General features: G+C 58.0%; 14 protein-coding genes and 1 pseudogene. 6 read left to right on the forward strand and 9 right to left on the reverse strand.

The window, feature by feature from the left end:
* Positions 1 to 257, forward strand: a pseudogene (locus tag AKV04_RS26775) (hypothetical protein); the annotation flags it as partial.
* Here AKV04_RS26775 and AKV04_RS27835 read toward each other — a convergent pair.
* The 7 genes from AKV04_RS27835 to AKV04_RS10570 form a co-directional block, all read right to left on the reverse strand.
* Positions 186 to 377, reverse strand: a complete 192-nt coding sequence (locus AKV04_RS27835; RefSeq protein ID WP_054006397.1) for a hypothetical protein — start codon at positions 375 to 377, stop codon at positions 186 to 188. The pseudogene AKV04_RS26775 and the gene AKV04_RS27835 overlap by 72 nt on opposite strands.
* A gap of 389 nt (positions 378 to 766) precedes the next feature.
* Positions 767 to 1,240, reverse strand: coding sequence for a hypothetical protein (locus AKV04_RS10545; protein ID WP_054006398.1), 474 nt, complete (start codon positions 1,238 to 1,240; stop codon positions 767 to 769).
* Between the two features lie 100 nt (positions 1,241 to 1,340).
* Complete coding sequence (locus tag AKV04_RS10550; RefSeq protein WP_054006399.1) at positions 1,341 to 3,509, reverse strand: ParB/RepB/Spo0J family partition protein; 2,169 nt, start codon at positions 3,507 to 3,509, stop codon at positions 1,341 to 1,343.
* A 107-nt stretch (positions 3,510 to 3,616) separates the two neighbouring features.
* The gene (gene repC, locus AKV04_RS10555; RefSeq protein WP_082351598.1) at positions 3,617 to 4,753 is read right to left on the reverse strand and encodes a plasmid replication protein RepC; all 1,137 of its coding nucleotides are present in this window, start codon (positions 4,751 to 4,753) and stop codon (positions 3,617 to 3,619) included.
* Positions 4,754 to 4,989: 236 nt separating this feature from the next.
* Complete coding sequence (repB, locus tag AKV04_RS10560; RefSeq protein WP_054006401.1) at positions 4,990 to 6,024, reverse strand: plasmid partitioning protein RepB; 1,035 nt, start codon at positions 6,022 to 6,024, stop codon at positions 4,990 to 4,992.
* On the reverse strand, positions 6,024 to 7,202 hold the full coding sequence (repA, locus tag AKV04_RS10565; RefSeq protein ID WP_054006410.1) for a plasmid partitioning protein RepA: 1,179 nt from the start codon (positions 7,200 to 7,202) through the stop codon (positions 6,024 to 6,026). The genes repB and repA overlap by 1 nt, the downstream gene beginning before the upstream one ends.
* Before the next feature lie 389 nt (positions 7,203 to 7,591).
* The gene (locus tag AKV04_RS10570; protein WP_054006402.1) at positions 7,592 to 8,476 is read right to left on the reverse strand and encodes a recombinase family protein; all 885 of its coding nucleotides are present in this window, start codon (positions 8,474 to 8,476) and stop codon (positions 7,592 to 7,594) included.
* Between the two features lie 188 nt (positions 8,477 to 8,664).
* On the opposite strand from AKV04_RS10570, the gene AKV04_RS10575 reads away from it, so the two are divergent.
* The 4 genes from AKV04_RS10575 (at position 8,665) to AKV04_RS10590 (ending at position 9,967) form a co-directional block, all read left to right on the forward strand.
* The gene (locus tag AKV04_RS10575; RefSeq protein ID WP_054006403.1) at positions 8,665 to 8,907 is read left to right on the forward strand and encodes a type II toxin-antitoxin system Phd/YefM family antitoxin; all 243 of its coding nucleotides are present in this window, start codon (positions 8,665 to 8,667) and stop codon (positions 8,905 to 8,907) included.
* The gene (locus tag AKV04_RS10580; RefSeq protein WP_054006404.1) at positions 8,907 to 9,308 is read left to right on the forward strand and encodes a type II toxin-antitoxin system VapC family toxin; all 402 of its coding nucleotides are present in this window, start codon (positions 8,907 to 8,909) and stop codon (positions 9,306 to 9,308) included. The genes AKV04_RS10575 and AKV04_RS10580 overlap by 1 nt, the downstream gene beginning before the upstream one ends.
* A 118-nt stretch (positions 9,309 to 9,426) precedes the next feature.
* On the forward strand, positions 9,427 to 9,669 hold the full coding sequence (locus tag AKV04_RS10585) for a type II toxin-antitoxin system ParD family antitoxin (RefSeq protein ID WP_054006405.1): 243 nt from the start codon (positions 9,427 to 9,429) through the stop codon (positions 9,667 to 9,669).
* A complete protein-coding gene (locus AKV04_RS10590; protein WP_054006406.1) occupies positions 9,659 to 9,967 on the forward strand; it encodes a type II toxin-antitoxin system RelE/ParE family toxin in 309 nt (102 codons plus the stop codon). The genes AKV04_RS10585 and AKV04_RS10590 overlap by 11 nt, the downstream gene beginning before the upstream one ends.
* Before the next feature lie 8 nt (positions 9,968 to 9,975).
* On the opposite strand, the gene AKV04_RS10595 is transcribed toward AKV04_RS10590, so the two are convergent.
* Complete coding sequence (locus AKV04_RS10595; RefSeq protein WP_054006407.1) at positions 9,976 to 11,091, reverse strand: tyrosine-type recombinase/integrase; 1,116 nt, start codon at positions 11,089 to 11,091, stop codon at positions 9,976 to 9,978.
* A 152-nt stretch (positions 11,092 to 11,243) separates the two neighbouring features.
* Here AKV04_RS10595 and AKV04_RS10600 point away from each other — a divergent pair, with 152 nt between their 5' ends.
* Entirely contained in the window at positions 11,244 to 12,830 is a 1,587-nt protein-coding gene (locus tag AKV04_RS10600) for a Mu transposase C-terminal domain-containing protein (protein WP_054006408.1), read from the forward strand.
* 46 nt (positions 12,831 to 12,876) lie between these two features.
* Here the strand turns inward: AKV04_RS10600 and AKV04_RS25545 are convergent.
* Positions 12,877 to 13,270: Tn3 family transposase (locus AKV04_RS25545; RefSeq protein WP_235815603.1), on the reverse strand; the 394-nt coding region annotated here is incomplete at its 5' end.

The following is a 13,270-nucleotide window of genomic DNA, read 5'->3' on the forward strand; positions in this document are numbered from 1 at the left end:
GGTGCCCGCGCTTATCCGATGGCAAGCTGACGGTCGTCAATCTTGCCATCGAAGCTGGTGTCAGTCGCGCGACAGCGAACCGCGCGCCCAAGGTGCTGGAAATCTTCCGACAGGCGGTGGCCAAGTCGAAGATCCGACAGAATGCGCCCGATCAGCAAGCGGAAACAGATCGGGCCAAAAGGTTGCTACGCGCCGACGAAAACGTGCTCGCCCAACACCGACAAGTCCGCGAACTCCTGGCTTCCCGAAAGCGATAAGACAGGTTGACTGTTCAGATAAGCACCAAAGGTTCCATCCCCAGCTTGGAAGACGACGATCGAAACCATGAGCGTGGCGGCGAGGGAGGCGGCGAAGGCGTGTGCATCTTTGCGGGACATCTCATTTGGCTCCTGTCTTGAAGGCGGGGGACCATCCCCCGCGCGACAGGACCTCGAAGGCCCGAAGACTGGCTGACATCACCGGGTGCGTTCGGGCTTGCCCCGAATCCATCCGGCGGCACGGGCTTGCCCCGTAGTCCGACCCCACGCGGGTTGATCTCGAAGACAAGCTTTGGGCCAAGAAAGGGCATGGCGAGCGGGGGATGGTTCCCTAACGACTGGAGCCGGTTGTCCCGCTGATGCATTCGCCCGCCTGCTTTCCGGCCAAGCTCGTGGTTGAAGACCTCCTTCCTTTGGGAATGGAACTTTGGTGCCCCGCAATCTCGCGGGATAAGGTCGTGTGGCTCAGAGGCCCACCCTTCGGCAGGCCCCTCGGGCTTCATCGGCGCTTAGGCTGCAAGGTCCGCACCCCCTGCCCTCTCGCCGTGGTCATTGCCGACGATTTCCAGCTGTGCATTGCGATAACCTTCCTTGGCGATCCAGAGTTCTGCCGCGCTGACGGACTCGGCCAGATGCAGCAGCTCTGTGTTGCCGCCGAACTCCAGCAACACCCGGACCTGCCCGGATTTCGGCTCCTCGGCCACCTCGAAGACCAACGGGCTGTCAGCCGAATGGCTGCGCAGGATGGTGACGAGGATGACCCCGTCCGAGGAGAAGTTGCCCTCGTGCAGCGTGAAGGAAGCCGGAGCCGTCCAAGTCGCATAGGGCCGTGACGGTTCCTTTTTCACAAGACGGCCGAGGCCGTTCGAGCGCTCCCACGCCGCGAGCTTCTTGGTGAAGCGCGCAGGCGGCTTGGGGCTGCCGTCAGTGTAGCGAATGAGCGACCCAAGGGGTGCGCTGTCGATGATCATTGTTGCAGACATGATTCCTCACTTAGAACGCGAGCTTTTGCATTCATCATATTGATATTGTTAATTTATATGTGAACTGAGGGCGAGTTTCCCCGCCCTCGGATGGCTCAGATCACTCCGCAGCCATCATCGATCCGTTTTCCTCGGGGAGATCGGCAGTGAGGAACGCTGGCAGATCAATATTCTCGACCTGATCTGACTCAACATCCGCAACGGGAGCCCCCTGCCCTTCCGCGCCTGCGTCCAGTGCCACCAGATCGGCACGCCGCAGAACCTCGGGCAACCAGCCGCTGCCTTTCAGCAGACGTTCCGCCTCCGTGGCCATCTCGCCCTTTTTCAGGTGATCGAGAAGCTGCGCGGTTCCCTCGCCTTTGGCATCGCGCACGGCCTCGAGGATGCGGACCTTGGGGACACGGTTCAAATACCCGTCCACCGTCGGTTCCCAGCCTGCCGCGACCATGTCGAGACCTGTGGCATGTGCAACGATGTCAGCCTGCGCCATACGGCGGGTCAGACCACTGGACGAGATGCCCGCGCCATAGGGGTTTACCTTTTCGTGGAGCGCGTTGATCCCGAAGCTCAGGCAATGGGCCAGCAGAGACAACCGGCTGGTCTGATCGAGTTCGGTGAGGAAGCCCCAGAGTGCCGCATCATCGCCAAGCGGCAAGTCCGCTTCCCAGGCCGCGTGACGTGCGTCCACCGCTTTCGCCACCGCGCTGTCCTTCAAGTCGGGCGATTGCGCCGACAAGTAGAGGTGCCGAACAGACACCTCAACGCAGCTGCCCGAGGCACCCGACGTACGGAACGTGTCGGTGACGAGTTTCAGGAGCAGAAGTGTCAGTGCGACGTCCGGCGAGCGACCGACGGCCTCGCGCAACGCCAGCGTCCGATGGGCCGTCAACTCCATGAGCAGGCGCTCAGGCAGCGGCTTCAGGACGCCATCATCCTCGTCCTCCGGCAGGTCGGCACCGAGCAGCTGGCCATTCGAGGTGATGATGGTTCCGACGCCATGGACGCCTAAGGTCTGCTCGCCATCGCTCCCCTGCCCCTCGATCGACGCCAGTCCATCACCGCCAACGTCGACCTGCTCCCGACGTTCGTCCTCGGGACGGATATAACCGCGGTAGACAGCAAGCTTTCCATCACGATCCAGCGTGACGAAGGCCCCTGCCTGCGCGACCTCCATCGGGTCAAACACCAGAGGACGTGCGTCGAGCGATTCCATCGCGGTCTCGAGATCAGCAAGACGGGCATCGATGTCGTCGGGAAGCTCGTCCTGGCCGTCGTATTCCAGTTCGAGTGCCCGATACTCGGCAAGAAGCCGGGCATGATCCGCACCTTCGCTGTCCGTCATGGGCGTCGGCTCGCCTTTCAGGCCTCGCATGGCGTGGCCGTAGCCATAGGGTAGGTCGATTGAGACCTCGATCCACTTCCAACCTTCGGTGGTGATGGCCTCAGCTTCGGCCTGAAGCTTCTGAGCGACCAGCCTGTCGAGCAGGGCAGGGTCTTCGAGCCAACCGCCATCATCGCCTTGGAAGAGATCGCGCAGGATGGTCCCACCCGCCGCCTCGTAGGCCTCAACACCCACGAACACGGCACGGCGGTCAGAGGCTCGCACCGAGGCCTCGGTCAGCATGCGCCGGATTTGAAAGGGCTCCTTGTTCCAAGATGACGAGATCGCATCCCAGACCTGCAACTGACGCTCGTGATCGGGGTTGACTGTGAAGGCCATGAGCTGTTCCAGCGTCATGCCATCCTCTCCGTAAACCGCAAGGAGGGCAGGGGCCACAGACGCGAGTTTGAGGCGCTGCTTCACGATCTGGGGCGCGACGAAGAAGGCCGCCGCTATCGCTTCCTCGCTCTGTCCTTTTTCCCGCAGCGCCACAAAGGCGCGGAATTGATCCAGCGGGTGCAGGGCGACGCGCTGCATGTTTTCCGCAAGGGAGTCATCCTCCGCCAGTATTTCCGATGCGGCGTCCCGCACGATGCAAGGGATTGGCGCAGTCTTTGCCAGCCGCTTCTGCTTCACCAGAACCGCCAGCGCTTGGAACCGACGACCACCGGCCGGGATTTCGAACATGCCGGTCTCAACGCCATCAGCATCGACCACAGGCCGCACGTTCAATCCCTGCAGCAGGCCGCGACGCGCGATGTCCTCGGCCAGTTCGTCAACTGAGACGCCGGCCTTGATACGACGCACATTGGACTGGCTCAGCACGAGCTTTTCGAAGGGAATGTCCCGCGAGGGGGACAGTGTGATTTTCTGGACAGCTTTCGTCATCAGACATTCTCCACGACGGGTGCCGGAAGCCACTCTCCCGATCTCACTTCCCGTCACCCTCAAACCAACCATTCTCAAACTCTCGAAATTCAGGTGAAACCGCATCTTCAGTTTACAGCTGCAAACCGATGCCTTTGTGCCTTTCGAACGAGAGACTTCAGCGAGTAAAGGCCTCTTTCCGCAAGCATTGTCAGTTTTCTTAGATAGGCGGCTGGTTTTTGTATTTGGTTACCCTGCTGAATGAGACAGAGTATGCTGATAGCTGCGGGCAATGGTCCCATAGCGCGTCGTGTGTGATCAGCAAGCTCCCGTCCAATCCCAATCATTGGCGCCAGAGTGTCTGCGAGCTGTACCAAATCGTTCCAATTTTTGACAGGCGCTTGGGCGAAGGCTATGCCCTCAGTTGCTGCTTCTAAGCAATCTTCCAGCGTTAGATCATGTGAACTGTCGGGCGTGAGTGCTGGGTAGGATGTAGTTGGCATCACAGGTTCAATATCAGACGGTTGGTTTAGAGAAACAGAATCTAAGTATTCTTTTTTTGTATTCTGTTGGTGCCGGTCATTTTGACTGTTGCTGGCGGACAATTCAGTAGTAATGACGGTGTCAGCAATGGGAATTTGTTCAAGTTTGTGCTTAGTTATCAACAGGTCCGCCAGAGAGACATTGCGCCTAAGTTGTCGTCTGATTTCAGCCTCCTCGATGCCAGAAAGTGCATCGTGTGCGCCTTCGCGAAGGGTAAAGAGCAGGTTAAGGATCAACTTTCGGGTAGTCAAAATTTGATCGTCAAGAACGCGTGTTTCGTCTGCAGCCTGAAGGATTTCTGAAGCTTTATCGAGCAAAGGCTGGATGTTGAAGCCAAACGTAGCAACGATGGCTTTACGAATGCGAAGTGCAAAGCGCTTTCCATTTGAGCTTGATTTTCGTTCGATCAGGCCTGCGTCACAGAGTTTCGCGAGATGTCGGCGAAGGGTTCGTTCGTCCATTCCGTCGGCTCGTTCAGCAAGAGTTTGATTAGACGGCCAAACGACTGCTGGGCTGTCCTCGTGGGCCCTGTCTTTGGGTAGGAAGCTAATCAATGCACGAAGCACAGAGAGGCTGTTGGTTGTAAGGCCGTAACTGGTACGGCACAGGGCAAGAGCATTGATTACCGGCCAAAGCTGTTGGACCCTTTCGCAAGGATCTTCATTGACTACGTGGCCATTGCTCGCCGGAGTAGTTGATTGGGTGTAGGTTATTTTGCGCATACTGCATCACGCAGGCAGATGACTCTACCGTGCCGGCACGATCTCTCGTGTCGGTGAACCATGACGATAGAACGTACCGATTGGCAAATTCTTACCGTCCGCCGCGACTTGCGGCGTTGACTTATCGATCGATTTGCGTGATTCTGTTACCTATGAAGACTGGTCAGATCAGAGCGTCAACTCTGTTTGATACGCAAATCGGCCTCTCGGGTTCGCTCGGGGGGCCTTTTCTGTCTTTAGCGTGCCTCCTCTACTGGTTGGTGTTGGGCCGTCTCTTCTTGGCATTGGTCATATAGGGCCTTCATGACCGTATCGGCGTTCGCGTGAAGCCAGGCGTGAAACTTAGGGTCGTCTTTCGCACGTACGGTGACTGAAACCGCCGCGGGTGTTCGCTTCAGGATGGCTATGATTTTGTCATCTGACATTACCGGTGCCGCATCTCCATCCAATGGGGTCTTGCTCGTAACTTGTACGATCAAGGCCGCAGCACGTTTGAAGCGCAGGTCAGAGGCATCTGCTTCCTCGACATTTTTCGAGTTTGCAGATGTAAACTGGCTGGTCTCGATAGCCTTTAGCAAGGCTGGGCGGTTTGCACCTGCAAACTGGCCTGCGCGATCGCGGAATGCCTCCGCTAGGTTGCGCCATCTGGGGCGACCTATTCCAGGCGCGCGGCCGATGGCTTGGATTATGTCTTCGCCAAGAGTTTCGACCACCATCTTCATCGTTGAGATTGTGGTAGCCTTTGGGGCGCCGACGTCGATGTTGAGTGAAGCTCGGATCGTTTGTTCTGGAACATCAGCCTCGCGGAGTCGATGAGCAAACATTGCCTTTTCAATGAACGAAAGGTCTTGGCGGACAGAATTCTCGATGCCCTGTGTGATGATGCGCTGCTCATCATCCATCTGTGTTACGAGGGCGCGTACTTTCGCGCCTAGAACACGCGCAGCGGCGATACGACGACGACCATAGATGACGCGGTACTCGTTGGGAGCATGGCGCTGGACCAGTATTGGGATTTGTTGGCCGTGTTCGCGAATGCTTGCGATCAGATCACTTAGTGACGCCTCATCGTAAGGTAGACGGTCTTCGAACTCGGATTGAGAAATTTGGTCAGGTTCAAGATCAAGTAATTGCAGACCGCGAGCCAAGCCGCTTTCAACACCACCAAGGGCGGCAGAATGTAAGATGCTCTTTGATTGCGGACGGGCAGGGCCGTCAGTCGGGTTGATCAGCGCTTCCAGTGCGCCTTTGAAGACATCTTTTCGCGACATTAGTTTCGCCCCCAAGCTGCTTGGATTAATTCTTCCATCTCCCCGACTACGCTGTTGATGGACTCGACGGCGCGGTCGTAGGTGTTGCGGTTAAATTCGCTACGATCAACTTCGTAGAGTGTTTGTTGGGTCAGCCCCGCGTCAGAAACCGCTGTAGATTTTAAGAAAGTGTTCGTCATAACCTGGTCCGTGAAAAGTGCCCGGAGAAATCCGGCCATTTGTGCTTGCGGCCCATCGGAAGGTTCAAAGCGTGTGATCAAGAACTTAAGATGGTCGTATTCTAAAGACGCACCATGGTTACTGACAACGTTTAGCAGTCCTGCTGTCATCTGTAGAAACTGGTTCATCGATGCGATGTCGAGCATGGACGGGATGACTGTAATCAAAACTGTCGTCGCGGCGATGAGCGCGCTCATCGTTAGAAAGCCAAGCTGCGGTGGGCAGTCGATCACAACTACATCGTAGTCCGCTTCGACTTGGTCTATGGCCAGACCGAGTCGCTTGAAGAACATTGGCTCACGGCGCTCATTCAGTGCGCGGGGCGTCTCATGTTCGAATTCAGCCAGAACCAGTCCGGATGCAGCGAGATCAAGATTGGGGAAGTAGGTTTTGCGAATGACCTCTTGCATGGGGATGGGGTCATCATACCGAATTGCGTCGTAAATGTTGCCACCGTTCTGGAACTCTGTTTCCGGAGTGTAGCCAAACATAGTGGTTAGGCTGCCTTGAGGGTCGATATCAATCGCAAGGACTCTGTAACCACGAAGAGCAAGACGTTGTGCAAGATGAATTGCAGTAGTGGTTTTGGAGGAGCCGCCTTTGTAGTTGGCAACAGCAATGACCTGTATCCGGTCGCCGTCGCGGCGACCTGGAAGAAACTGTCCAACTTTGCGCGACTGCGTTTCAAGCACCCGACGGATTTCAACAATATTGGCGCCAGAATAAAGCCGTCTGCCCCGACTGTCCATCGCGACTTCTGGGATTTTGTTATCGAAATGAAGCTTGCGAAGTCTGGCGGGATCCATGCCAAGGAACTCAGCTGATTCAGCCGAAGTGAAGGGTCGAAGCTCCTTTCGCGCATCGGGCATGAAACTGGTGCGCATGTGGTTTTCAAGTGCCACAGCCAAGCGGTCAGCATTCTGCTGAATGATCTCGTCAATCCGGCGAGCGCCAGTCATACTGCCCCCTTGGCTCTGGCCTCTCAGAACCATTGTTCCGCCGCTATTTGCGGCTGTTCGTTTGGAACGCTGTAGAGCCTGAAAAACTGCCGTATGCGTTCTATTTGCTAAATGACATTATGATTGCCCATCTAGCAAGCGTTTTCTGTTCGAAACGCAGCGATGCCTGAGAGGTGAGCTACCGCATCTCGACAGCGCTGTTCACCTATTGAAATAGCTTGATCGTTCAAACATCTGAAAAGCATGGGTAATCATAGAGTGTCTTGCCCACGGTTTTGGTCACACTTAGTCCGGCCATCAATATATGGTAGAGGCAGTGATAGATCGGCAATAGGTGTTGCTAAGCGAGCCAATTCGAATCGGGGATAACATTTTGGCCTTTTTGTGCATCAGACGAGCCCCAGCTTCTTGGCCCTCTCCAGGATCATCCTGACCGATGACGGCTCCCACTTGCTGCGTCCTCTTGGCGTCCGTTCACGCATCGCTTCCAGCCGGTCGCAGAGGGCTTGAAGCGTCATCTTGGGATCGGCGCCTTTGATGCCCGCGACGATAGCGGGCAGGCGGTCATTTTTGTCGGGCGCTGTGGCGCGGGCCAGGATGGTCTCGGCCAGCAGGCCTTCGCGGACAAAGGTCTTGGCAGCACGGATTAGGCGGGGCAGGGACCAAGGCTGCGCCTCGCGGGGCAGGCCGGAGTTGACGATCCGCAACACGTCTTCCCACGGCGTGCCCGGCCGTAGACGGCGGACCTCGGGTACCCATTGGTCGGCACTGGCGTTCAGCTTCTGGAAATGACTTTCCACCCGCGCGGCCCTCGCCTTGCGGATGGCCACGGGATCGCCTGCTTTCAGCCCCGGATTGCCGCCAACCCGGCCTTCTGCTTTCGCAGATCGCAGCCCGGCCCTGGTGCGCTCGCGGATCAGGGCCCGTTCAAACTCGGCCGCAGCGCCCAGAACCTGCAGGGTGAACTTGCCTTGAGGCGACGCCGTGTCGATCGGATCCTGCAGGGACCGGAAATGCGCGCCTTTGATCTCCAGCCGCTCAATGATTTCCAAAAGGTGAGAGAGCGAGCGGGCCAGCCGGTCGATCCGCACCACCACCAATGTATCGCCTGCCCGCAGTTGATCCAGCACACGCGCCAGAACGGGCCGGGTGCGACTGCCACCCGAGGCTTGCTCTTCCACAATTTCCACACAGCCTGCGGAGCGTAGCTCCTGCACCTGGGGCAGTGCGGTTTGATCTTCAGTGGAAATTCGCGCGTATCCGATGCGTGGCACGGGGCAGGGGGCCTCTTTTGCAAATTCGAGTGTAAGGAGTAAACGACGGTTTGAGTGCGGTTGTGCTGAAGGTTCACGCAAGGACTCTCCAGGATAACTTCCATAATGGGCCTTCAGCCTTGCCGAGCTTGACAAACAGGGGGAGGTCGATGATATATCTAGCCAGATAGCTAGCTAGGATTGCCGCAATGTGGACCGTTCAAGATGCTAAAAACAAGTTCAGCGCCGTAGTTGAGGCCGCACTTGCGGGCACACCGCAAGAAGTGACGCGCCGGGGGCGCCCCGCCGTGGTTGTTCTGTCGTCGGAAGAATATCACCGACTGCTCGCAGGTGCGGTAAAAGCCCGCGAAAGCTTCGCCGATCATTTGATGGCTTTTCCGGGGGGTGATGTCGAGCGGGCCCAGGCCATGCCTAGGGACGTATCCTTCTGATGTATGTGCTCGACACCAATGTTATCTCAGCAGTCCGCCGCCCGGATCGGGCCCCGCAAGTGGCAGCGTGGTTGAGCGGCAAATCGGAACAAGACCTTTTCCTCAGCGTCATCACGATTGGCGAGATCGAACGCGGCATTCGCCAGCAAGAAACGCGGGACCCCGCTTTCGCCCATGATCTTCGGATCTGGCTTGATCGAACGATCTTGCTGTTTTCTGACCGGTTGCTGCCGTTCGATGCCGAAGACGCCCGGATCTGGGGTCGGCTATCGGCTGAAATTGGTCATACGGGAGCCGATCTTATGATTGCCGCCTCAGCGCTCCGGCACGCGGCGACAGTTGTCACGGGCAACGTCAGTGATTTTGCTCCAACTGGCGTGAGAATTGAAAATCCATTTTGACCTACGGTTTTCACCAGTAGGGCAGGGGCGTATCACTACTAAACGACGGTTTGGTGGTGGTAGCGTCTCTTGTGTCATGGCAAAGATTGCCATACCATGGTTTTCTAAGGAGACTGCCATGGGTACCATGAACATATCACTGCCGGACCCGATGAAATCCTGGGTCGAAGATCAGGCGAAGGCGGGCCGTTACGCCAACTCGAGCGACTATGTCCGCGACCTGATCCGTCGAGATCGAGCACGCAGTGAAGCAATAACTGAGCTGCAAGCCGCCATCGACGAAGGCCTGTCGAGTGGCCCTGCCACTTTGTTGGACCGTGAATCCTTCAAGGCAGAGATGCGCGCTCAGTATGCCAAGTAGCGCTGGCTATGTGTTCCGGCCTGCCGCGCGTGCTGATCTTGCAAAAATCTGGAATGATGGTGCGGCGGCATGGGGTGTTGATCAGGCAGATCGATATGCTGACGGGCTGTTTTCTCTGTTCGATCTGCTGGCTGAGTTTCCAGAGATGGCGCGAGAACGTTTGGAATTCACGCCACCCGTTCGGATTCACCCAAGCGGCGCACATCTGGTGCTCTATCGGCTGGAAGGGCAGGGGGTTGAGATCATCCGCATCCTGCACAGTCATCAGAATCTGACGGCTTATCTTCAAGAGGGTTGACCAAAGACCTACAGCCCTGCAGCTTTGGTCAGATTGACCCGAAACCTGTCACGCCGGCGCTGATACCGGCGGGTCATCTCTGCTGAAGCGTGGCCGAGTTGCTTTTGAACATAGCGCTCGTCCACCTCGGCGCTGCTGGCGAGGCCCGCGCGCAGGCTGTGGCCGGAATAGAGCTGCAACCGCTCGGCCTTAGAAAGTTCCGGGCGCAGGCCGGCTTGCTCGACGGTGTGCTTGATGAGCCGGGCGACGTGCTTGTCCGACAGCCGATCCTGCGTGGCCTTCAGCCCATCGCGTGACACGGCCACAAAGATCGGGCCAAAACCGATACGCCCGTAGTGCAGCCATTGGGTCAGCGCATGGACCGGGCAGGTTTGGTCGCTGCTGCCGCGCCCGATTTCCACCTCACGCCAGCCAGTCTTACCGCGAAGGGTGATCAGCGCGCCGCCGTCCAGCAGCTGAACCCAGCCGCGCGACTCCGGCGTGTCGTCCTTGCCATGATCGAGGAAAACGATTTCCGAGCGCCGCAACCCGCCCGCAAAGCCGATGAGCAAGATCGCTCGATCACGCAATCCTCGCAGATCATGCGGCAGGGTGGCCAGCATGTCGCGGATGTCTTCGGGCAGAATCGCCTCTTTCTGCACTGGTGGGCGCGCGTGCTTGCGACGGATGCCGGCCAGCACGGTGGCGATGTGCCGGTTCTTGCGGTCAAGGGTAAAGCCCCGCAAGGTGTAACCCCAGCCGAGGCCCGACAGGCGGCGCTCGATAGACCTGACCGACAGCGCTCGCAGCTCGGTTTGTGACGCGGCCTTGCCGATGGGCGCCGCCAGATCGGCAATGTAGAGCCCAATAATCTCGGGCGACGGGGGCAGGGGGTCGACACCCTTCAGCCTGCACCAGCGCGCGAAGTGCTTCCAGTCTGCCGCGTAGGCCTTGCTGGTGTTCTCGGCCGTCGAAGCCTTGGCGTAGTCGCGGGCGGCGTAAATGAGGCGATCAAGCGTGCCTGAGCCCGCCGCATGAGAGGGCAGGGCGATGCCATCGCTTTTCTCTTGATCTCGCTCGTCGCCCTGAGCATCATGCGACCTGTCAGACGACGCTGAGGTTGATTTCCCGGTTTCTGTCGACATCTTTTCCCTGAAATTTCTATAGTTTTGAGATTGTCGTTCTTGTTCCATTACTGGACTCTAAATCATTGAATACATTGCATTCATGTTTCTGTTTCATTCGTGGATTATCATTTCATTATCGGACATAAGATACCTTTTTGTTGGTTTTGGCCATGGTGGATCGCTCAGATATCAACGCCGTTGATGACACCGCATGGGAGCAAGCGGTTGTGCGTGAGGGAGTGATCCGGCGGCTGGCGAACATGGCCAGCCCTGACCGCGTCGAATTTCTCTCGGCCTGTCGACAGCTTGGGCTCAAGCGATCTCGGCTTTACGAACTGATCAAAGCGTACAGAGCGCGCCCGATCACCAGCTCTCTCCTGACCGCCGCAGCGGGAACCCAAACGGGCAGTCGGCGACTGCCGGAAGGGATCGAGGCGGTGATTGCCGGGGCAATCGAAGACTTTTTCAAGTCCCGCCAGAAGCCGAGCATCAATGCGTTGCACAAGGAGGTGCGCAGGCGTTGCGGCCAACATGGCTTGCGCACCCCTTGCTGGACCTCGGTGCGCGACCGTGTTGCGGTGATAGACCCTGCCGAATTGGTGGCCGCGCGTGAGGGAGCCAAGGCTGCCCGTAGCCGCTATCATCCTGTCCCCGGGACCTATCAGATTGAGCGGGCTTTCGAGGTCGTCCAGATCGATCATACACTGGTGGATGTCATCGTTGTCGATCGGGCGTATCGCCAGCCATTGCAGAGGCCCTGGGTGACGCTGGCCATTGATATTGCCAGCCGCATGGTGGCGGGCTTCTACCTGACGCTGGAACCGCCGTCCGCTTTGTCGGTTGCGCTTGTCATCCAGCATTTGGTACAGCCGAAACTGGATTGGTTGGGCAGTTTGGGCATCGACGCAGACTGGCCGACGGCGGGATTGCCGGAGACCATCCATGTCGATAACGCCAAGGAATTTCATTCCAAGGCTATGCGGCGTGGTGCCGAAGAGCATGGAATTTCCCTGCAGTATCGACCGATCGGTGCGCCACATTACGGGGGCCATATTGAACGTCTGATCGGTACGATGATGGGGGCGGCGCATCTGCTGCCCGGGTCGACCTTCAGCAACATCAAAGATCGCGGCGACTATGACTCTGCAGCAAAGTCGGCGATGACGCTGGACGAGCTGGAGCGCTGGTTTGCGCTGGAAATCACCCGCTATCATGCTGAGCGCCACCGATCCTTGGGCATTCCGCCGATTGCGGCTTGGCAGGATGCCTATGGGCGGCGCGACTTGCCTTTGAGGATGCCATATGATCCTGAAGGGTTCCGGATCGACTTTCTGCCCGCAGTTGAACGCATGGTGCGCCGTGATGGCATCCACCTTTTCGGGCTAAGATACTGGGACGATGTCCTGAGCATCTGGGCGGGTCGAGAAGGGCGGCAGCTGCGGGTGTCCTACGATCCTCGCGATCTATCGACGGTGTTCGTGCGGGGGCCCGATGGTCAGCGATACCCCGTGCGGTTTGCCGATCTTCGGCATCCTCCGATCACATTGGCGGAACATCGCCGCGCCCAGACCGTTCTGCGCGAGCGGGGGCGGTCGCTTGAGGATGAGAACCTTATTTTTGCGGTAATCGAAGAGCAGCGGGCATTGGTGGATGTCGCCGCAGGCAAGACGCGGGAGGCCAGACGTTTTGCAGAACGGCGGGATCGAGCGCTGGCCAGCGTCGAACCTCCCGTGATCGACCGAAATGGCCCTGATTAGGGGTCGAATACCGGGGAGTGCAGGATCGTACGCTAAGGCCGTTTGGTCATGATTTTGGCCACCTGTATTCGCCGGTGAGGAGGATATGTGCCCATCCGAGAGGCGAGGTGTGCGCCAGAAGATCGGCCGGGCTGTCCAATCCTTCGCTTTTTCGGTGGTTGACCGCTTGGCCGAGATGCTTGGTGTTCCAGTAGATGATGATGGCGGCGAGCAGATTGAGGCCTGCCATTCTGAAGTGCTGGCCTTCGGTGGTGCGGTCGCGGATTTCACCCTGGCGACCGATGCGAAGGGCGTTTTTCAGGGCATGATGGGCCTCACCCTTGTTCAGCCCGATCTGGGCACGGCGCTGCATGTCGGCATCGCCCACCAAAGCCACGCGCGGGGCGACGAAGCTGTTCGCCAAAGTCAGACTTAAAGGATAAGTAAACCGCTCCCCCGCC

Origin of the sequence: Cypionkella psychrotolerans (assembly GCF_001294535.1) — a bacterium.
In the GTDB taxonomy this organism is placed as follows: domain Bacteria; phylum Pseudomonadota; class Alphaproteobacteria; order Rhodobacterales; family Rhodobacteraceae; genus Cypionkella; species Cypionkella psychrotolerans.